This window comes from Dyadobacter sediminis (genome assembly GCF_005860765.1).
Lineage (GTDB): Bacteria > Bacteroidota > Bacteroidia > Cytophagales > Spirosomataceae > Dyadobacter > Dyadobacter sediminis.
In genome coordinates, this window is sequence record NZ_VCEI01000011.1 from 1,268,137 (window position 1) to 1,290,831 (window position 22,695).

General features: G+C 45.0%; 13 protein-coding genes. 6 read left to right on the top strand and 7 right to left on the bottom strand.

The window, feature by feature from the left end; genetic code table 11:
- Positions 1-33 precede the first annotated feature (33 nt).
- The 4 genes from FEM55_RS05875 to FEM55_RS05890 all read right to left on the bottom strand — a co-directional run bounded on the left by FEM55_RS05875 (position 34) and on the right by FEM55_RS05890 (position 6,829).
- Positions 34-2,094 carry a hypothetical protein gene (locus FEM55_RS05875; protein WP_138280345.1) on the bottom strand — a complete coding sequence of 687 codons (2,061 nt, stop codon included), beginning with the start codon at positions 2,092-2,094 and terminating at the stop codon, positions 34-36.
- On the bottom strand, positions 2,085-2,669 hold the full coding sequence (locus tag FEM55_RS05880) for a hypothetical protein (protein WP_138280346.1): 585 nt from the start codon (positions 2,667-2,669) through the stop codon (positions 2,085-2,087). The genes FEM55_RS05875 and FEM55_RS05880 overlap by 10 nt, the downstream gene beginning before the upstream one ends.
- Positions 2,670-3,450: 781 nt before the next feature.
- The gene (locus tag FEM55_RS05885) at positions 3,451-5,910 is read right to left on the bottom strand and encodes a TonB-dependent receptor domain-containing protein (RefSeq protein ID WP_138280347.1); all 2,460 of its coding nucleotides are present in this window, start codon (positions 5,908-5,910) and stop codon (positions 3,451-3,453) included.
- A 103-nt stretch (positions 5,911-6,013) separates the two neighbouring features.
- Positions 6,014-6,829 carry a helix-turn-helix domain-containing protein gene (locus FEM55_RS05890; protein ID WP_138280348.1) on the bottom strand — a complete coding sequence of 272 codons (816 nt, stop codon included), beginning with the start codon at positions 6,827-6,829 and terminating at the stop codon, positions 6,014-6,016.
- A gap of 477 nt (positions 6,830-7,306) precedes the next feature.
- Here FEM55_RS05890 and FEM55_RS05895 point away from each other — a divergent pair, with 477 nt between their 5' ends.
- On the top strand, positions 7,307-7,519 hold the full coding sequence (locus FEM55_RS05895) for a hypothetical protein (protein ID WP_138280349.1): 213 nt from the start codon (positions 7,307-7,309) through the stop codon (positions 7,517-7,519).
- A gap of 88 nt (positions 7,520-7,607) precedes the next feature.
- On the opposite strand, the gene FEM55_RS05900 is transcribed toward FEM55_RS05895, so the two are convergent.
- Together FEM55_RS05900 and FEM55_RS24900 are read right to left on the bottom strand one after the other, a co-directional pair.
- Positions 7,608-10,007 (bottom strand): ABC transporter permease, encoded by a 2,400-nt coding sequence (locus FEM55_RS05900; RefSeq protein ID WP_138280350.1) that lies wholly within the window; start codon positions 10,005-10,007, stop codon positions 7,608-7,610.
- Between the two features lie 142 nt (positions 10,008-10,149).
- Positions 10,150-10,344 (bottom strand): hypothetical protein, encoded by a 195-nt coding sequence (locus tag FEM55_RS24900; RefSeq protein WP_171036479.1) that lies wholly within the window; start codon positions 10,342-10,344, stop codon positions 10,150-10,152.
- Positions 10,345-10,489: 145 nt separating this feature from the next.
- Here FEM55_RS24900 and FEM55_RS05905 point away from each other — a divergent pair, with 145 nt between their 5' ends.
- From FEM55_RS05905 to FEM55_RS05920, 4 genes are all read left to right on the top strand, one after another.
- Positions 10,490-13,726: a SusC/RagA family TonB-linked outer membrane protein gene (locus FEM55_RS05905; protein ID WP_308420190.1), complete on the top strand. Its 3,237-nt coding sequence runs from the start codon at positions 10,490-10,492 to the stop codon at positions 13,724-13,726.
- 11 nt (positions 13,727-13,737) lie between these two features.
- Positions 13,738-15,246, top strand: a complete 1,509-nt coding sequence (locus tag FEM55_RS05910; RefSeq protein ID WP_138280351.1) for a RagB/SusD family nutrient uptake outer membrane protein — start codon at positions 13,738-13,740, stop codon at positions 15,244-15,246.
- Positions 15,247-15,453: 207 nt separating this feature from the next.
- Entirely contained in the window at positions 15,454-17,808 is a 2,355-nt protein-coding gene (locus FEM55_RS05915) for a DUF1549 domain-containing protein (protein WP_138280352.1), read from the top strand.
- A 48-nt stretch (positions 17,809-17,856) separates the two neighbouring features.
- Positions 17,857-19,284, top strand: coding sequence for a DUF1501 domain-containing protein (locus FEM55_RS05920; RefSeq protein WP_138280353.1), 1,428 nt, complete (start codon positions 17,857-17,859; stop codon positions 19,282-19,284).
- Positions 19,285-19,770: 486 nt separating this feature from the next.
- Here FEM55_RS05920 and FEM55_RS05925 read toward each other — a convergent pair whose 3' ends face one another.
- Positions 19,771-21,105: a sigma-54-dependent transcriptional regulator gene (locus FEM55_RS05925; protein WP_138280354.1), complete on the bottom strand. Its 1,335-nt coding sequence runs from the start codon at positions 21,103-21,105 to the stop codon at positions 19,771-19,773.
- A 345-nt stretch (positions 21,106-21,450) separates the two neighbouring features.
- Between FEM55_RS05925 and FEM55_RS05930 the strand changes: the two genes are divergently transcribed.
- Positions 21,451-22,641, top strand: coding sequence for a hypothetical protein (locus FEM55_RS05930; protein WP_138280355.1), 1,191 nt, complete (start codon positions 21,451-21,453; stop codon positions 22,639-22,641).
- Positions 22,642-22,695 lie beyond the last annotated feature (54 nt).

Below are 22,695 nucleotides of genomic sequence, written 5' to 3' on the forward strand. Positions count from 1 at the left end.
TTCATTCCGTTTGAAAAAACCAGCCGGTGCATGTTACCAGAAACGGAATCCAAAACGGCCTGCTGCCCTGCGGAAATATGCTCCGCTCGGCGTATTCGTATTGATGTTCTGATTTGCAATACTTTTATTATATAACCCTCCTATTCCGTAATTCAGACTTCCCTCTATAAAAAAACCGAAATGTTTTCTTTGCATTTCCAGTCCGAACCCGCCAATAATAGAAGATACCGTTTTTTTCAGTTGCTTCCTGTCTTTGACAATAACCGACGTGGCATAATTCTCGTATTCATAATTTACCGGAATGATTTCCTCTCTTCCGATTTTGATATAGGGCCTTATTTTGTTCGGATTGGTATTGGAAAGGTGAAGTTTCACAGCCAGCGACAAACTTGCACCTTCCAGTTTGTACCGTGCCGTTGTGTATGCTTCATTATCCAGTGCATAATAAAAGGAATTGAAATATTCAGCGCTCGCCACGACGTCGATCGGATTGTGATGATCAATAAACGACGCATCAATTCCGCCTGTTGTAACCAGACCGTAACTCAGTCTTCTGTTCGAGTACGCCGGTTTATTGGTGCCCACGCTGCCGGTCAAACCGATGCGGTACATCGGACGGATTTCCCTTGATTTGATTTCTGCCAGTCCTTTTCGCACTTCCTGATCCCGTTCCGCCCCGTTGCAGACATCCAGTGCAGCCATTTGCTGATATTTAAGTCTTGCTTCCTCAAACTTTTTATCCTGAGTTAACTTTTTGGCATCCGTCAGATAACCTTCAAGAGTACGCGCAGTTGCACCCATTTGACTGATGGAATCCTGCAGACTCTGGTAAGATTCGAGCAGGTCGTTTTTCTGTTCGCAATTTCCAAGCTGCCTGGAAATATTGTCCCATATTCTTTTGGCCTCAGACGGCTTGCATGCTTTCAGGTGCTCTCTTACGATGATGATTCCGCGGTTAAAAGCAGGTGCCCCGGCACACGGCGCCGGCGCTGCATCGATATTTACTTCCTGGCCTTGTGCAATGGCTTCGTACTTTCTGGCAACACTCACATTGCCCGATTTCCGTGCCTGATCCGCATATGCTTCAAAAGTCCTGGTTTTGTCATTTCGAATGCATTCCTCAAGACTGGCTTTTACATCTTCCGGCAGTTCTTTAATGGATCTCACCATACTGTCAATGCTGAAATAGGCACTTTTTACCGTTCTGGAATTTTCCGCGCTGGACTTTAACATGCCTATTTTATACTGGATGCTTTTGTACTGGCTCAGTGTATTGACGAGCGATTGGGAATACGCAAGCTGCGACTGGTTCTGGCTGATGTAATTCAGCAGCAGATCGGTTTCGCAGTTTTGTGCATAGCTCAGCATGGAATTGCTTCCTTCTATTTTTGCAATAATTTCCTTGGTCTTAGTTTCCACCGTATTAATTACCGGAACGCCCTTGATTCTGCGGTAACTTTCCAGCAGTTCCTTTTCCTGTTCAAGCGACAATTTCTGCGTCTTCAACATCCTGTATTTCTTTCCCCATTCGCGCAGTTCTCTTGTAATTTTCAGACCTTCTTCATACTGCTCCTTCAGCGTTGCTGAAAAATTGCCGCCGTACTTTTTAGCCATGCTGTAATCTCTTTCCGCGCCCAGCGTATCCAGATCGCGAAGCTTTTTCTGGCCTTTATAAGCCAGTTCGCTGGCCAGGATTCTTCTTTCAAAATCTTTTGTGCCCGAATTGTTCGGGCCTGCCATTTGTGCAATACATTCTTCAATTTTCGTGTCAAATGCCGTCAAACTGCCTACGCCTTCAAAATTCCTGTGTTTTTTATAAACATTAATCGCCTCCGGGTATTTGCCTGCTTTCTGAAGTCTTTGTCCTTCAATGTAAAGTTTTTTCAACCCTTCGGCTTGTTTCAGCCGGTACGAAAAACTGGGTTCGTAAGCGCGGTATAAAACAATGGCATTGTCAAACTGACCGGCTTCCAGCTTCTTTTCGGCTTCTTCCCATACTGCCCACAATTCGCCGGATTTGTTAACCGGCTTTTGCGCCATACCCGAATTGATCCACAAAAACATTCCGGCAATCACGTAAATTACTACTCGCATACTTTTGGTTCAGAATGGGTTAAAGAAGCTGCATATTCGTAATATTCATTTGCGATATGATACAGATGCGGTGCATTTGCAGCTTTAAATGCCTGACATTTTTCATCTCCCTGTTTGTTGTAAAGTTCTGCCAGTTCCTCTTTGGAAAGGCTTTTGTTTGATTCTTCAATGGAACTGATCCGGCTATCGACCGGAGCTTTCACAATATTTTTCTCGCTTTCCATTTTCACTGCATCCGGTTTTTCACTTTCTTTTTTTACCGCATTTTGTTTTATACTTTCCGTTTTCACTGCATTCGGCTTTTCCGCAGGACGCTCCACAGACGTCAACGACGCAATCTGTTCTTCTTCTTCAGGAAGCCACGTTTTCAGATCCTGCTTTTGCTTGTCGTTCAATGCAGTTGCCGAAAGTTTTTGCTCGATTACATTTTTCCATTCCGGATTGTCCACCAGATCTTCTTCATATTGCTGCCATACGCCTTTTATTTCTCCGTATGATCTTGCTTCACCCAGCTTTTCCTTTGCCATTTCCAGTACCGACGGACGCACAAAAAGCCAGACAACAAAGCCAAGCATGATGAACAATGAAACTAAATACTTTAAATATCTTAATCTGAAACGCATGTTGGTTAATTGTTGATTGACAATTTAAAATAGCAGACTATTCCAGTTGCCAAATATTACTTTGAATTAGGTACTTTAAAAAAATTGCAAACCTGAATTTAATATGACTTTTTGTTATACTGAATTTTGAATATTTGCAGAAATACGTTGAATTATCGAACTAGTTAGCATTATAGATAGTAATATTTTTACAATTTATAATCTTAGTTTTTAATCATTCATAAAGATTGTTTTACACCATTCAATTAACTGTAACTTCCTCACAACCAGCTTAAAAAACCATTCCTTGTTCAATTATAAAGCGTAGGAAGCAAAAAAATGTATTTCAAAAAACAAAAGTAAAATATATCCGCCAGAATGATTCCGAAATAAACAATTCATATTTCATATACAACGGTTTATTTCTGGCGATAAAAGCAATTTGTCCCAGCTTAATCTTTTACGAATTGATGCCGTCTGTATTGTATTGATTTACGTTTTTCAGCCTCAAAACGATCTTTGTTTATCATTTTAAAACCCGGCATTTAATCATTTTACTACGAAAAGCAGCCGGTAAAGCGAATGTCAGAACCGGATAAATCAGATCTTTTTTTTGTAAAAGAGACACCAATATTTAATAAATAGTCAAAGCAGACATTGGAGCTGAAAAACAGGATTACAAAAAAATTTCCCTGATTTAGCTGCTGACCAATCAGGGAAATCAGGGAACAAAAACTAAGTATAAAGAAGCAGTTCAGAATTCTTTTTCTCCGAATTCGCTGGCTGGAAGTTTTGATTTTCTGGAAGTCTGGTTCAGGTTAAAAACAAGGTTCAACTGAAAAATATCCGTTTCCTGAATGTAATTGGTTGTCGTAAAAAAATCGCTTCCGGATGTTGTAATCTGCTGCTTGTTCGTACCGAGCCATCCGAGATCTATATTTTGCCATTGCAGCGTTGCAGCGAGTTTTCCGTTAAGAAATGTCTTTCTGGCCGAAATTCCCGGTGTAATAAACCGCGAGTCCTCCCCCTGCGCAGTCACTCTTCTGGAAAGGTAATTATACGATCCCTGAAGCTGGAAAGAGGACGAAATCCTGAACGTTGTATTGGCATTGACCGTGTAAACCAGACTGGCCGTATTTACCTGGACATCCTGGTTAAACAAAGAACCTTTTATACGGTATTGATACACATTTGCACCCGCATAGAACTGCCACCACTTTGCGATATTCAGCGTGCTGCCTGCTTCCAGCCCCCACGAGGTGGCCAGGCCGGCATTGGTATAAATCCGGTTCAGAATGGTGTCATTGTAGACAGAATTCACGCGGTTCACAACGTTTTTTATTCGCTGGTTGTAAACGGTTGCAAAAACGCTTCCTTTGCTGAAATCCTTGGTTATGCCCACTTCGCTCAGGTCAATGAATTCCGGCAGGACATTAGGGTCGCCGGATTCGAGCGTCTCGGAATGTTCGCGCTCGGGAAACGGATTGAGCTCACTGTTTGTCGAACGCTGCACTCTTTTGCTATACCCGGCTTTGGCTCTGAACGACTTGCTGAACTGGTATTGCACATTAAGCGTCGGAAAAAGATTGGACAGATCAAGATTGCGCACAGGCGCACTTCCGGCTGTAAATGCGCGCGTGGCATACTCGTAACGAAATCCGGCGATATATTCCAGTTTTCCCGATTTGGCAGCATACTGGCTGTAAACCGAATGAATGTGATTGACAACCTCAGTGTTGCTGCTGAACTCCGGAACAATCTGAAACAAACCGCTTTTCATATCCAGGTCGAGGTACTGAAAATTCCCTTTCTGATCCTGATTTCTGAACTGATAACCTGTTTCCAGCTTGCCTTTCCCCAAGTTCAATGTGTAATCCGCTCTGAGCCTCCACGCATTCAGCGGATTTTTGCTCGGGTTTCTGCTGCTCTGCAGTATTTCCTGCCGGCCAGGCAGTGAAAGATTCTGATTGGTTGTCAGCCCGTCCAGATCCGCTTTTTCAAATAACCCGGAAAGTGTCAGCGCCGATTTATTGGCAAAAAAGTGTGTGTAGTCCAGATTTCCCAGCATAATATCGCCTGATTTTTCGGCTACATTGGAATTGAAATACGTAATCTGTCCGATGGTTTTGCCCGTTAAAAGATCCGTTTTGGTATTGTTATAAACAATGTCCGCGCGTCTCGATTGTGAACGGAAACCTTTGTAAAAACCGGCTGAAAATACATGGCGCGAACTGGGCGTGAAGGAAACAGCAGCACGCGCAGTGTAGTTATACCTTATAAAACTTCTTTCGCCCTCGGATGGAAATGTGGTCAACACATTCCCGATTGTCGTATGCACGTCTCCGATCCGGCGGCCGGCGATGTCATTGCGCAGGTAATTGGCGCTTGCGCTGAAATCCCATTTTTCAGAACGGGCGTTAAAAGTGGCATCCGCTCCGAAACGAAGCGGATGATGAAGGTTGCTATACGTATACACTGCCGGCAACCCGCCCATTATGCCCGCTGAAAACGAACGTCTGCCAGGCTGTGCTGTTTTCGTGGAAATATTGATGATTCCTGCTTTTCCATCCGGATCAAAACGTGCCGAAGGCGAAGTAATCACTTCCACATTTTCGATCGTATTGGCCGGAATCTGGTTCAAAATGGTTGCAGCATCGGCCTGAACGGGATTTCCGTTCACCAGTACCAGAAATCCGGAAGATCCGCGCAAAGTAATTTCACCTTCACTGTTAACCGTCACAGAAGGCGTATTTCTGAGCACGTCAATGGCCGTACCGCCCTGACTGTTCAGGAATTTATCCGCGCGGTAAACCTGACGGTCTATTTTGTTTTCAACGGTTTGCCGTTCCGCCGTAACGTTCAGTTCCTGAAGTGTCCTCACATCAGGTTCCAGAACAATGGTTGGCAGATCAACGACGGGTTTTCCAGGTGACATTTCAGGCAATGCGACAACGGATTTGCTGTATCCGATATACTGCGCTACTATATAATATTTCCCTGAAGGAACGCTTTCAAAAACAAACCGGCCACTTTCGTTCGCAAGCAGGCCGTTCACACTGACTGAATCCAGTGCTTTAAAAAGTGCAACGGAGCAATACGCAAGCGGTTGTCCGGAACGGAGGTCGGTTACTAGTCCGGTTATGGTAAAATTTCCCTGTGCATGGACTGATAAAGCAGGAACAAAAATGCCAAAGATCAGCAGAAGTAATTTCATTGCGGGTAAAGGGTAAGTTGCCTTGTATGGTGTTTCATAGAATGGCAAATATAACCCTACCGAATCGCTAGACTTTGTACAATCGTGCCGATTTCTGGTATATTCAGGAAATTCCCCTGCGGTAAATACCCGGCAATACGCCCGTCTGGCGTTTGAAAAACTTGTTGAAATGCGATGGATCTGTAAATCCAAGCTCGTACGCAAGCTCGGTCAGATTTTTGTGCGAATACAAAAGCTGCTTTTTTGATTCTACGGTTAACCTTTCATTGATCATGGCACCGGCCGTTTTTGCAAGATATTTTTTGCATGCAGCATTTAGTGTCTTGGCCGTCACATTCAGCTGATCCGCATAAAATCCGATCTCATGCCGGGTTCTGAATTCCAATTCAAGCAGTTCAAAAAATTTCTGCAGCAATAAAGGATAAGGCAGCGCATCATCCGATTGGATATGCCTTTTCAGGAGATTGAACAACAGCAACAAATAAGTTTGAATAACCGCCTGATAATTGAATTCGCGCCGGTTATACTCAGCTTCCATGTCATTGAAAATCCGGGCAAATGCTTCATTTTCGTCACCTATCTGAAAACCGCTTGGAAATGGCAATGGAAAAGCCTGAAACAAGGCGTTATACAACGGATGATCCAGCAGAAAATCCTTTTGCATCATGGCCACAAACCCTTTTGGAATTTCGGTTAATTCCCAGCTGTGAATCTGCCCGGGCATCACCAGGTAAAGGCTGTTTGGCTGAACGGGAAAGCGGTTAAAATCAATCTGGTGAATTCCGGCCCCTTGCTGAAGATAAATAATTTCTAGATAATCCTTATGTCCGTGCGGATCAGTCGTTTTTATTACTTCCTTCATTCTTTTGATCCTGAAAAGCTCATTTTCATGAAGCTTGTTCTTTATTGGAACGTCCATCGGCAACTTTTTGGAAGATATAATCATTTCAGAATTCAACAGGGATTACTTTTACAAATGACTTCAAAATTCAGGATTTAGCATGAACAATTTCTGTTCCAATGTGATTATGCATGCATGATTTTTGCTAATTGCTCATAGCGGTCAGCGAATTGCGATTAGCTTTTTAAAAATATAATGATGCATGATTCAATAAGATTTACTCGTAGCTATCAGCTTATAGCTTTCTGTTTGTAGCCAATTGGATACGGTATTTTATTTTTTGCTCCGCAGGAGCATTCTGTTCATTGCAAAAGAAAACCCCGTCCGGGGTTGCGGTTCACATTCATGCATTCTTTTTTCTATAAACAGGATACCGCTCCGCGGTATTAAAAGCTCCGGAGAACGCTGAACAAAATGGTCCGTTTTTCCAACTTACTCGTAGAATAAGGGCCTGCCAAGCACAAACTTGCCTATATTCATTATCCGTTCGCCGAAGTGCAAACGCAGCCTTCGGATGCAGCGGCGCATTACAAACTGTTGAAAAACATTATTCTTCCGGATGAAACGCGCTTTGTTGCCGGATTTGTTCACGAAAAAAACGACCTTGACAGAAACCGTCTGATCAGAGACAGCATTGAGGAAGGAAGAGGCCATCCGGTAGCTATTGCATCCAGCTGCGGGCCGGGCCGCCGTTCGCCGGAAGACTGATGCAATACATGGAAAGGCTTTGTGACTAAAAGCTTATTTTAGATCCGGAAATATCAGAAGACGCTCTGAAAAAGCTGTTTAAGGTTTGTTAATCGGTTGCCAAACTTTTTACGGGGTTCATCAATGCTGCTTTTACTACCTTGAAACCGACGGTCAGAAAGGTTACAGATAAAATCAAAATTCCGCCCAACGCTAAAATCCACCAACGCAATTCAATCCGGTATGCAAAGCCGTTGAGCCAGTTATTCATTACATAATAGGCGATCGGTGCCGCTATGATGAATGCTATTGAAACAAGAAACAAAAACTCTTTTCCAAATAGTAAAATGATATTGTTTACGCTCGCGCCAAGCACTTTCCTGACGCCGATTTCCTTTGTTTTTTGCGTAACCATAAAAGAAATCATTCCATATAAACCGAGGCAGCAAATTAAAATCGCAATCAGTGCAAAAGATCGGATCAATGTGGCAAGCTGGTCTTCCTTTTCGTAAAATTTTTTAATTTTTTCGTCCACAAACTGATAGGTAAAAACCGCTTGCGGATAGATTTTCTGCCAGGCGTTTCGAATATGCAAAAGCGATCTGGAAAAATCTTTAGTATTCAGCCTGATCGCAGCTTCCTTGTAAAGTTTGGGATAGTGAAAAATAGCACATGGCTGAACTTCTTCCTGTAATGATTTCAGATGAAAGCTGTTTGCAACACCAACAATTTTACCTTCCAAACCGGAATTGCCATCCACAAGCTGCTTTCCGAGCATGTGCTCCGGATTACGGATTCCTGCCTTTTGCATAAACTCCTTATTCACCACAAATTCAGTAACGGAATCACGTATGATCAAATTACGTCCGGCCAGCAAAGGGATTTTGTATGTATTCAGATAACTTTCATCACCAAACCGGTCACTGATCATAAATTTTTCCCAATCTGCACGATGATCAAACCGGACAGAACCGCCGTAACCCATCGTGGACATAGGTGCTTCATGCTGATAACTGACCGATTTGATATCCGGAAATTGCAGCAAACGGTTCTTTAATGACGACCTGATCTCCTGAATGGAATCACTGGCAGGAAGCGGAATTGTAATGACTGCATTTTGGTCAAAACCCGGATTTGCATTCCGGAAAAAATTCAGCTGAAGAATCAGTACCAATGTACCAATTACCAGAATTTGTGCAATAATTAATTGCAACGCAATGAGAGAACGTCTTAATCCAAAACTCCCTGACTGCTGGATTCCTGCTTTATTTTTCAATGCAATTACCGGATTAAAACCGGAAATAATTACAGCCGGATAAAACCCCGCAGCCATTATCACAATGATCGTTGTTAATAGCCAGAAAAGCAGAAGTCCGGGCTGAAACAATACTGCGGAATCAAAGGCATATGTATTTGTCCAATCATTCAAAAAGGGTAAAAATACGGCTGAAAGCGCAAGTGCAAGCAACGCCGAACCTGTTGTCAAAATGGCCGTTTCCAGCATGAATTGCCAGAATAGCTGACTACCGGTTCCGCCCAGAACCTTTCTGACTCCAATTTCCCTCGAACGTTTCAATGCCTGCGCAGTTGCCAGATTTACAAAATTGATGCATGCGATCAGCAGCAGAAATCCTCCGACACCGGCCAGAATCCACAGGATGGAGCGACGTATTTTTCCGTCATATCTTTCATCAAAATGCACTTCGGACAAAGGCTGTAATTTATGATTGTAATAGCTTGCAATTTCACCGTAATATTTATTTCCATTGACACGGATCTGCTTTTCCGTTCGTGCAGCTTGATCTGCATTTTTCAGTTTTACAAACGTTTCGTTACGCGTGCTTAACCAGCTGAAATTATCCATTTCATACGATGGATCAAACTTTTTCAATGTGGGTAGTGAAATGTAAATTTCATTGTTCAGATCGGTTGGAAATGCATTGTTTTTAATGATGCCCGCAACGTTCAGAACCAGTTTGTTATTCAGTCGTAAAGTCTGGCCCAACACGTTTTTATTTCCGAAATATTTCTTTGCCTGCTTTTCACTGATGACAACATGATACGGTTCTTTCATGATTGCAGGACCTGACTTTTCCAGCCATTCAAAGGCAAACATGTCCATGAAATCCTGATTGGCAAAAGCAATTTTATCCTTTTCGATAAAGCGGTAAATACCATTTTCCTGAACCGAAGAAAGCGTAGCATCCGGCAATTTCCGGATCAATCCGGCCCGTTCAATCTGTGGATAATCTTGCGCTAGTGACATGGCTAACGGAACAGAAGAATCCGTTCCGCGCTGTATTCCTTCATCCAGCATCATATCCAGAACTACCCGGTATATACGGTCAAAATCCGGCTGATGCTTGTCTGTTTTTAAATGAAACTGCAGGAATAAAAAGATGAGAACGGCACTGCACATTCCCATACTCAGGCCTATTGTATTCAGCAGAAAATAGGATTTGTTTATCACCAGATTCCGTACTGCAATTCGAATGTAATTTTTTATCATTTTTTTGGATCATGATTAAATCAGGCCGGTGTACAATGATAAATATATTCTATTCGGCATCCGAAGCTGAGCAGTTTGGAAAGCCGTTTTTAACATGATTTAACAGAACAAATACCGTTTATACCTGTTTTATGCTGCTCTTTTAGAATCCTGAATTTTTATATGCTGCAAGTTCCGCAGGCATTTTGTTTCTGCTATTTACCACCATACCGGATACAGCAGGACAGTCGGCTGACTTTATACCAATATACTTACAAATAATATAATTCCAATCTTTAATAGAACTATATTTATCCAACTTATGAATAATATCATTATTCAATGATTTAGCATTCATTATTTCTACTTCGCATTTTCATAATCATTACCTAAATCCTTAACAATGAATAAAAACGTATTCAGAAATAAATCAGCTTCCATCAGAATTATCATTATTTCAAGAACAAGTATTCATGTTTGTTAAACCTTAACCTTTCAAGCGTATGAATTTACATCGACTTTCCAAATTCAGACCGTCTGCCAAAACTTCAGTTATGCCGGCACTTTCATGGATATGGCTGTTACTGACAACCATTCCGGTGAGCGCGGCAAAGGAAAATCCCGGCATCAAAAAAATGGAGCGTATAAACCTGATCGTTGACAAACCCATTTCCGGTAAAGTCAGTGATGAAAAGGCAACGGGTTTGCCGGGTGTCAGTGTGATTTTAAAAGGTACGAGTACAGGAACCGTGACGGATGCGGAAGGAAATTACTCCATTAATGTTCCCGAAACCGGAAGTTCCGTTCTTGTTTTCTCGTTCGTCGGGTACCTACCCAGAGAAGTTCCGGTCGGCAGCGGATCCACCATGGATATCCAGATGACCGTGGATAACAAGGCCTTGGAAGAAGTGGTGGTGGTCGGTTACGGAACGCAGCGGAAACGGGATATTACGGCCGCTGTTTCGGTCATCAGCATGGAAGATATCGGCGAGGTTCCCAAATCCAACGTCACAAGAATGATTCAGGGACAGGCTCCGGGCGTCATTATCAAGCAGAAAAGCGGCGCGCCCGGCCAGCAGTTCGAAGTAAAGGTACGCGGGATCAGTTCGCTGGGCGCAGGCAGCGACCCGTTGTATGTAATCGACGGCTTTCCGGTCGGGATTTCGGTCGGGCAAAATCTTAACCCCAATGATATTGAAACGATTACAATCCTGAAAGATGCGGCTTCCACGGCCATTTACGGTGCGAGAGGCTCCAACGGCGTGGTGCTGATTAAAACAAAAGGCGCAAAAGCTGGAAAAACAAGTCTGAATGTTTCTTTTGATTACGGCGTCCAGAATGTTCCGGATTCCAGAAAAACGCATGTTCTGAACGGACGGGACTTTGCGCAGTTCAAAAAGGAAGTTTTTATCGGGAGGTACGTGCTTGCCAACAAAGTGCAGCCGACCAACGACCAGATTCCTGAAGATTTCAGAAATCCTGAAAACACAAAGTACTCCACAAACTGGTACGACCTTATCCTGAATAACAATGCGCCTTACAAGGACATTAACGTAACGCTGACTTCGGGAAGCGGGCCGGTGAAGTCGATGATTTCCGCAGGTTATTATAAAGAGGCCGGCTCGCTGCAATACACCGGATATGACCGTGCCTCCGTCCGTGCAAACCTGGCCGGCGATGTGAACAAATTCATTACGCTGGGCCTGAATGTTGCCGGAAGCTACTCCAAGTCCAGCCTTGCCAATACGGACGGCCGCAGCAATGTAGTCGGTCTGACGCTCATCAGTGACCCGCGTTATCCGGCGTATGATGAAAAAGGAGAACTGATCCCGTACTACAACGGCGTTGGCGATATTTTCGGATTTCCGAACCCTTTGTACATGCTGAAAAACATCAAGAGAAACCGCTATATCGCGGACGTTCTTGCAAATGGATACGTAGAAGTCAATATTGCCAAAGGTCTGAAATTCCGGTCATCGCTGAATACCAAGATCAATTACAATACTTATAAGGAATACGTGCCTTCCACCATCGGGCTTGCCATTGCAACCGGCAGTGCCGGTGCACCGCCAAGGATCGCCACCGAACGGGACGACTCGGAAGAGCTGATCAATTATTCTGCCGATCAGCTGCTTACTTACAATACGAACTTTGGCGAGAATCACCATTTTGATGCATTGCTGGGTTATACCGCACAGCAGGAAACGGTAAAAGGGCTTTATGGCTCGGGCAATACTTTTCCCGACGACCTTACACCCTATCTCGGCAACGCGACCATCCGTTCCTCCAATTCCATTGAAAGAAAATGGACGATGATTGCTTACGTAGCCCGTCTGAATTACTCCTTCAAGGATAAGTACCTGCTTTCCGCCACCATGCGCCGGGAAGGAAGTTCAAGGTTCAGTGAAGGACATAAATTCGGGAATTTCCCGGCAGTTTCACTCGGATGGAGACTTTCAGAAGAATCCTTTATTCCAAAAGCGGCCTGGCTGACGGATTTCAAACTCCGGGCCAGCTGGGGTATGACTGGAAACAACAGCTACTCCGTCAGTGCAAACAACAACTTTGGCATCGGACAAAATGCCGGTGACGACGGCAACTATGCAAGTCTGGCTTTTCTGGGAATCAACAACTACATTCTCGGAAATACGCTTGCATCGGGGAAAACGGTGACACGCTTTGCAAATTCGGAACTTACGTGGGAAAAATCGGATCAGCTGGACGTCGGCTTCGACCTTTCCACATTCAACAACCGCCTGATCTTTACCGTGGAATATTATAAAAAGATTACAGACGACATGCTGCTGGGTTACAACATTCCCGCTGTTTCAGGATTTACAACTACTCTGAAAAATCTGGGTAAAGTTCAGAATCAGGGCGTCGAAATTGCAGCAACGTACCGCATTAAAGTCGGGGCAGTTAACCTGAGAACCAACGCGAACATTACTTTCAACCGAAACAAAGTACTTGCGATCCGGGGCCAGAACGATTTTATTCTTCAGGGAAGCCAGTACGGCGGGTACAATATCCAGCAGGTCGGACGTCCGATCGGGATGCTTTTCGGTTATAAAAAACTGGGCATATTCAACACGCAGGCAGAAATTGACGCTGCGCCAAAACAGGACGGCGCGGTTCCGGGTGCCATGAAATTTGCCGATCTGCACGGCGCACCCGACGGCGGTCCGGACGGGATTGTTTCCTACGACACGAAGGATATGACCGAAATCGGTAACCCGAATCCCAAGTTCAACTGGGCCTGGACCGTAGGCGCAGATTACAAGCGCTTTGACCTGAATGTCCTTCTGATGGGCGCTTACAAATTTGACGTTTACCGGAATATCGAAGCCTCCACGATGAACATGGACGGCGTTTTCAACGTGCTGGAAAAAGCCAAAGACCGATGGAGATCGCCTGAACATCCGGGCTCCAACCCGAATGCCAAAAACTCGCAGGGCGGAACCGATTATTTCAAATGGTCGCGCGAAAGCAGCGAGCGGTATGTTTACGACGGCACGCATATGTGGATCAAAAACGTCACAATCGGCTATACGCTTCCGAAACTGGCAAATGTACTGTCGGATGCGCGTGTGTTCGTGAATGCGGCAAACCTGCTGATCGTAACCAAATATCCCGGAAACAACCCGGATGCAGGCGTAAGAGGCGGAACGGAACTTAACAATGACGACGAATCCTACCCTGTTCCAAGAACATTCTCTGCCGGTATCAAACTTAATTTCTAACCTTGATGAACATGAAAAATATAACCGCCATTGGTATCATTGCATTGATGCTGCTTCATACTTCATGCAGTGAGGATTTTCTGGATCAGACCGATCCGACGAAAGTGGGCGTTGACCTGTTTTATAAAAATGAAGCGCAGGCAAAACAGGCGCTGAACGGCGTTTACGGCTCGCTTCAGAATATTACAAATAATGCGTATCTGTTCGGTGAATTTCAGACGGACAACACCACCGTGGACCTCAATCCTTCTGACCGCGGCGGTGCCGGCGGCTGGGAAGCTTTTGAATTTTCGACTGTAAATTCCGGAAACGGTGAAATTGCAACGCTCTGGAATTCCTATTATGCGGCGTTGTACAACCTGAACCTCACGCTGGAAAAACTGGCAACGGCGACGATGGATGACACACCCAAAAAGGAAATTGAAGGGCAGCTGAAATTTCTGCGGGCATACCTATACTTCAATCTTGTCCAGTACTTCGGTGACGTTGTAATTGTTACTTCTACTTTGGCCGTGCCCGATCCGGCATTTGATCTGGTTCGTTCGCCGCAGGCGGAAGTATGGGCGCTGATCGAGAAAGACCTTTCCGAAGCCGTTGCCCTGCTGCCGGCTGCTTACTCCAGTGCTGCGGACAAAGGAAGGGCTACAAAAGGCGCTGCGCTTGGCCTGCTCGGAAAAGTGTATCTCACCAACAAGAAATATGCCGAAGCCGTAACAACCCTGAAAGAAGTAACAACCCTGGGCTATTCCCTGAACGCGAACTATGCGGACAACTTTGATCCGTCACCGGCCAAAAAAAACGGTCCGGAATCCTTGTTTGAAATTCAGTATCAGGGCGATAACGATCTTGGCGAACAAAGTTCATTTGAATATGTATTTGCGCCGAGGGTTTCCAAAGGTGCTGTGACCGGTTATTCTGCCGGGGCCAATGGCGGCAGAAATGCACCGACAAACGACATCATCGCGGCTTATGAAAAAGGGGATCTGAGAAAAGACCTGTCACTGAAAACCGGATTTACACTCGACGGCGTTTTTTACCCTGTGACGTATGTAAGCAAATACAATTATCCGCATACCATTGTACAGCGCACCAATACGAACTGGCCGGTGCTGCGTTATGCCGATGTGCTTTTAATGCTTGCGGAAGTCATCAACGAACAGTCCGGGCCTACTGCCGAGGCACACGGTTATCTGAATCAGGTCCGGAAACGTGCAGGGCTGGCTGATGTGACCGGGCTTGATAAAACAACTTTCAGAACGGCCGTTCTGAAAGAAAGAAGAGTGGAACTGGCATTTGAAAACCACCGCTGGTTTGATCTGAAAAGAACGATGACACCGGCTGAATGGGCTGCGTTCATGAATGCACATGGCGCTAAAGAAAGAGCAAACCCGACCATTGCAAGAGGAAATGTACCTTTTAACACAACCGATTATGTGTATACCGAAAACGAATATTATCTGCCGATCCCCGCTCCCCAGATCCTGATCAATGCCAAGCTGACGCAAAATCCGGGTTACTGAAAGGATGCTCATTGTGATTAGATTACGCATAAAAATGCTTTTGAATGGATATAGCCGGGAGAAATTTCTCCGTTCCGGATTTCTCCCGGTTTTTTAAACTATAATGAAATTATTTCGTTAATAATTTATATTCTTCAAATAGCTGTCCGAGAATAATTACTAACGGGCAAATTCATTAAGATCCTAAAACCCTTAACTTTTATTATTGTGTTACTTCAGGCAAACGAAACTTTCTGGCTCTGGCAACTTTTTGGAAGATTACACCCGCTGTTTGTGCATTTTCCCATCGGGCTTCTGTGTGTCGTACTTTTACTTGAAATCCTGGAATGGAGAGGCAAATCGGGCCGTTTGCGTGATGGCATCCGGATCCTGGTCTGGATCGGTGCAGGAAGCTCTGTATTGGCCGTTATTTTCGGCTGGCTGCTCGCCAGTGAAGGCGAATACAGCGGCGACAGCCTGGAAATTCACCGCTGGGCGGGAATTGCCACGATGGTTTTGTCCGTTATAACTGCTTTTTCACTTCGCACCAATCTTTTTGGAATTTACCGTTCGCTTCTGTTTCTGACTGTTTTCGGTGTTTCCTTTGCCGGGCATTACGGCGCCATGCTGACGCACGGCGACGATTATATTTCAAGCGTGCTGCCTTCTTCACAAAAATACCTGGCGGCCACCACCGAAGTTGATTTTGTCGCAAACAATTCCGGTCCGATGAGCGAGCAGCAGATTCAGGACCTGAATGTACAGGTACGGACCATTCTTGCGCATAACTGTTACAGCTGTCATGGCGAAGGCAAAAGCAAGGGCGACCTGCGGCTGGATTCCAAGGACGGCATCATGAAAGGCGGGGAAAACGGGTTTGTAGTCATAAAAGGCCATCCGGAACAAAGTGAGCTGATCCGAAGGGTTTCACTTCCCAAAAGCGACAAGGAAGCCATGCCGACCAAGGGCAAACGTCTCACAGAACAGGAAATCAAGGTTCTTCAGTACTGGATTGAGAAAGGCGCTGTATGGCCGGAAGGAAAGGAAAAAAGTATTTACCGCGTCGCTGCGCTTGAACCGCGCATGCCTCAGGTTCCGGCTGCAACGGGCGATCTTGTAAAACCCGTTGACCTGCTTGTGAATGCTTACTTTGTCAAAAACAAAATCGGCTGGAAACCGGTTGTGGACGACCGGATCTATATCCGCAGGGTTTATCTGGATATCATCGGTTTGCTGCCGCCGCCGGAAAAAGTGGAAGCATTTGTTGCCGATACCCGCCCGGACAAGCGCGAAATCCTTGCGAAAGAATTGCTGAACAGAAATGACGATTACGCCCAGCACTGGATGTCGTTCTGGAACGATGCATTACGGAACGATTATTCCGGAACGGGCTACATTACAGGCGGAAGATTCGACATTACCAAATGGCTTTACAGATCTCTGCAGGTCAACAAGCCGTATAACTGGTTTGTAAAAGAACTGATCAGCCCGAACAAGGCGTCGGAAGGATTTATAAAGGGCATCAAATGGCGCGGAACGATCAACTCCAGTCAGCGGACCGAAATGCAGGCGGCACAGAATGTTTCGCAGGTTTTACTGGGCCTCAACCTCAAATGCGCTTCCTGTCACGACAGTTTTATCAGCGACTGGAAACTGGAAGATTCGTATGCATTCGCCAATATTTTTGCAGATACTTTACTGGAAATCAACCGCTGCGACAAACCCACAGGAAAGATCGCCGGCACCAGAATGCTGTTTCCGGAACTTGGCGAAATCAGCGTAAATGAAAGTACGGAAAAACGCCTGCGCCAACTGGCTGATTTTCTGGTGCAGCCGAAAGACGGACGGCTTTACAGAACAGTTACGAACCGTATCTGGGCGCAGCTAATGGGCCGCGGCATCGTGGAGCCGGTCGATATGATGGACAACATGCCGTGGAGCGAAGATTTACTCGACTGGCTGGCGTCCGATTTTGCGGCCAACGGCTACGATATTAAAAAGCTGATTTACACGATTGTTACTTCCAGGACGTATCAACTGCCTTCTACTTCGGTCAAAGAAGCCGGGGATATCATGGCCAATGAATACAAATTTACGGGAATGGTCAGGCGCAGGCTTACTGCGGAGCAGTTTACTGATGCGATCAGTTTTGCATTCAATCCGATGTATGCGGATACCGCCATTGTTACCGATCTTTTGCCAAAAGACATCAAGAAAAAACTGCCATTTCCACGTGCCGGGTTTGTCAAGAACGATCCGTTCCTGACCTCACTCGGAAGGCCGAACCGTGAAACCGTAAGCACAAGCCGGACTTCACAGGCTAATTTGTTGCAGGCACTGGAACTCACCAACGGCAATAAATTTACCGAAACGCTGAAAACCGGTTCCAAACAATGGCGCGAAAAATATCCTACTTCCGAGCTGCTTGTGACGGAACTATACAGAAAATCACTGGGACGAACGCCTTTGCCAAAGGAAATTGCCGTAGCAAAAAAGATTCTGGGACCGGTACCAAGCGAGGAAGGAATTCAGGATCTGATGTGGGCAATCGCACTTATTCCGGAGTTTCAACTGATTTATTAAGTACAGAAATAAAAAAGACATTTAGCTGACTTTCAAGCATTCACCATCATGAATACCAACTGGAACCGAAGAGAATTTTTACAGCGTGCCAGCGCAGCGACCATGGCGGCACTGGCTGCAGGTGCTCCCGTTTCGGGTCTGCTTTCCGGGTGCAAGCGTTTTTCCGGACCTGATTCCACGGCCGATACCGTTATTTTGTTATGGATGGCCGGCGGGATGGCGCATACCGAAACTTTCGATCCGAAGCGTTATACGCCTTTTGAAAAAGACATGGAAGGCAACCGCGTGCTGAGTACGTTCAAATCCATGCCGACTATTCTGGACGGAATCCATTTTTCGGACGGACTGCAATCCATCGGGAAAGTAATGGATAAAGGAACGCTGATCCGCTCGTATGTAGCAGCCGATATGGGCCATATTCTGCATTCGCGGCATCAGTATCACTGGCATACGTGCTATGAACCGCCGCAAACCGTTGCCGCGCCGCATATCGGTTCGTGGATCGCAAAAGAACTCGGGCCGAAAAATCCGGTTATTCCGGCTTTTGTAGACATTGGTCAGCGCTTTACGGTGGGCGAAGCTGAAGAACTTAAAGCTTTTCACACAGCGGGATTCCTTGGAAATGAGTTCGGGCCGTTTTTTATTCCCGATCCCAGTCAGGGCCTCGACAGCGTGCGACCGCCCGTAGGAATGGATGCCAAACGTTTTGAAAGGAGAAACCAGCTGTATAACGAACTGGTCAACAACAGCCCGATCGGGGAATTTGGCAGTGATTATCAGCGTGAATCTTTGAAACGCTCGATGGAACAGGCTTATGCATTGCTCAATTCACCGGAATCCAAGGCATTCGACCTGAGTTCTGAACCCAAGGAAAGCTATAATATATACAATACGGGAAAGTTCGGGCTGGGTTGCCTGCTTGCACGCCGCCTGACCGAACAAGGAGCCCGGTTTATCAGCGTGACAACTGAATACGAGCCGTTCAAAGGCTGGGATACACACGAAAACGGCTACACGCGGCTGATTGAAATGAAAAAGCAGATTGACGGCCCGATTGCGCAGCTTGTTAAAGACCTCGATCAGAAAGGCCTGCTCGACAGAACCATGATTGTACTGGCCAGTGAGTTCAGCCGCGACATGATGGTGGAAGGGAAACCGGATGCAAAAGTGCTGGAACAGGTTAATCAGCCGGACATTTTATCCGATCTGAAATTTTACGGCATGCACCGCCATTTTACGGATGCCGGTTCCATGCTGCTATTTGGAGGCGGGATCAAAAAAGGGTTTGTGTACGGAAAGACAGCCGACGAGCGGCCTTGCAAAACGATTGAAAACCCGATCAAAATTGATCAGGTGCATCAGACGATCTATCATGCGCTGGGCATTACGGGCGATACGCATTACGAAGTTGAAAAACGGCCATTTTACACCACTCCCGACGGAAAGGGAATGCCTGTGATGGAATTGCTGGCATAACTATCAGAATTTAGCTTTCAGCTTTTAATTATTGATACTCCTGTTTTATTCCTATTATTCTTATGAAAGCCGGCTTCAGATGCCGGTTTTTTGCGTTAATAATACACATTATTGGGTTAACCCCATTTATTACGGTAGTCACCACAGTAATTACAGGTTTGAACAATCTATGCAATATCTTTCTGAAAGTAAACCACCCGCAGCTATTCTGTAAATCCTCTTTTCAACAAAATCACCAATGCAAATCATCAACGCTTTACTAGATCCGGCCCGCTTGTTTTTTCACCAGTATTACACTGAAGTGTACTTTGCAACGTGTGCAATTATGCTGTCTTTTTTTGCAGTAATGGCAATTTTTGCAAATTCCGACGGGAAAAGAGTTTGAAAGTCTCATGCACTTTTCAGTTTCGTGCAAAAATAATCAGCTCCACGCGGCAACTGTATTTTACTTAAAACAATTACATTCACAACGTTTCCGCTGAGGAATCAGATACTGTATTCCTCAATCTTGCGGTAAAGCGTAGCAATGCCGATTTCCAGCAAACGCGCCGTTTCAGCTTTGTTTCCTTTACAGTGATTCAAAACTTTCTGAATATGCAGTTTTTCGGCACTTGCCATTGAAAAAGCGGACATGTATGTGTTCCTGGAAGAAATGGATTGCTGGATTTCAAACGGCAGGCTTTCCGGCTGCAGTTCGCCGTCACTGATGATAATGGACCGCTCAATGACATTTTTCAGTTCGCGGATATTCCCGATCCACTCATAATTTTCCAGCAGTTGAAGGAATTCTCCTGAATAGCCGGGATTCTTTTTGTTTGTCTGCCTGGCAAAGTAATTCAGGTAATATTCAACAAGCAGCGGAATGTCCTTGACCCTTTCCCTGAGCGGCGGCAGCATAATCTGGAATACGTTCAGCCGGAAGTACAGATCCGGCCTGAATCTTTTCTGTTCGGACTCCACCTTTAAATCACGGTTTGTAGCGGCAATCAGGCGAAAATTGGATTTAATCGGTTTTGTATCACCCAATTTAATGAATTCGTGCGTTTCCAGCACACGAAGCAGCCGCGCCTGCAGTTCAAGCGGAAGTTCGCCGATCTCGTCCAGAAACAAGGTGCCGTTATGCGCTTCTTCCAAAAGGCCCTTTTTATCTTTAAGTGCACCGGTAAAAGCGCCTTGCCTGTAACCGAACAGCTCACTTTCCATCATTTCCCGCCCAAATGCGCTGCAATTGAGCGCAACAAAATTCTTGTCCGCACGGGAGCTTCCGTGATGAATGGCCTGTGCAAAAACTTCTTTTCCGGTTCCTGTTTCGCCGGTGAGCAATACAACCGTATCGGTAGGCGCCACTTTTCTGGCAAGATCAATCACATTTTTCAGCGTTTGGGAATGCCCGATAATGGCGTCGAATGAGAATTTGCTGGAAACCAAGGATTCCAGCTTCTGAAGCTTTTTCTGCAGATGCGCTTTTTCCACCGCTTTGGCAAGTAGCGGCAGGATTTTGTCGTTGTCATCCCCTTTCACAATGTAATCCATCGCCCCGTTTTTCATTGCTTTAACGCCATCTGCAATATTTCCGTTGGCCGTTAAAAGGATGATTTCTGCATGCGGATTTTTTGCTTTCAGCAACCCGATCATTTCGACTCCGTTCCTGTCCGGAAGCCTTACATCACAAAGCACGGCATCTATTTCCTGATTCTCAATCTGTTTAAGACCGGAATGGCCGTCGGCGGCTTCCACCACCTCGAACCCTTCGCCTTTTATGATCCTTGCAAGCAAAGACCGAAGTTTGTCCTCGTCATCAATGATTAGTACGGTCTTCAATTTTTGACTGTTAAAGGTAAAATCTTATTAAACGGTTCTGTAAACCGCAAAGCTGGTTTACAACCATGCAAAGATTGTGCAAACCGGCCGGAATATTTTATCATAATCCTCATTTCATGACACATTCATGCATTTTACACCCAACTTTTACATTTTCACCTCCATACCCGGCCACTGCCGTGCACAATTTAATCCAATCATACAACCAAACTATTTTTCGGAACTCATATCCAACAACTTTTATAACGTGTAGAATTATTACTTTTTCAATAATTCATATAATAAATTCAATTGCGTATAGCGTTTTTATTGCTATTTTTATTTTGAAATCACTCAACGTCTATTTTGGCAAACTTACTTACATCCAGCCGGGGTACTTTATTATTGTCTGTTATTCTGTTTGCCTTTGTATTACTGACCACTTTTCCGAAATACCTAGAAATCCTTGCTGACCCTTCTCCTTTCAATACTTACTCCTATTTTTTTCATAAAGTAAACGAGCCTTTGAAAGCGGTTCAGATTGCACCGGACACGCACGGTGGCAAAATCGCATTCAGGCTGACCGTACCGTTGCTGGCGAAGGTACTTTTCGCCGGAGATTTCGGCAGTGGCCGCAGGATTGTTTTTTTATATCTTATCCAGTCTTTTCTGCTCATTCCTTTTTTTTATGTACTGATCAGGCTTTTAAAAAGATTTACCAATTCCTCCACTTTACTTTATTTTTCAATTGCCTGTTCGTCGGTTTATTTATCGAAAGCGTTTTTTTGGGATTATGATTTCTGGTTTGACGGATTCGCCTACTTTTTTCTGTTGCTTGGCATGTATTTCCGTAATAAAACAGGCATTTTTTGTGCCTTGCAACTGGCTTGCTGGACCGATGAGCGTGCCGTCATTGCATTGTTTTCCATTTATCTTTTTCATTTGCTTCAGGAAAACAATTTCAGTTTATCCGGTGCCGGGCAGCTATTCAATCAGGAAAGTTTTAAAAAACCCTCTTTCATAGTTATACTCGCCGGCCTGACTTATGGACTTACGCGTATCCTGCTTGCTTACCGGTTTGACCTGCATACGCCATACGGAGAAGGTTCGGGCGTGGCATTAAGCCTGATTCCCTATCAGTTCAAACATCGTCTGATCGGGATTTTTCTTGCATTTGAAGGATTGTGGCTTTTGCTTTTGTCGGCGGCACTGATCATGTATAACCAGCGCAGATCGTTGCTGCTGCTGTTGCTTACGGGTATTTTAATCCTGCATATTATTGTTGCTTACAGCGTCTTTGACATTACAAGAAGCTTGTCGTATGCCTTTCCGGTGTTTATCATTTCCGGCATTTACGTTTCAATAAACCGCACCCAGGTTCACCAACGGATATTTCTGATTACTGCGGCACTTTGCCTTTTAATGCCAACCCAGTTTCTGATTTATTTCCCCCGGCAAATTCCTTGGACAATCCTGTCGTATACGGAAATAAAAAAGATTTATGACTCCAGTCATGAAAACGGGGAAGGGTATATTTCCGGAAGTTACAAGAAGTAACGTTTTCCAAATCAGGTGAAGGTTGATCAAAAAACGGTTTCAAACCAATCGGCC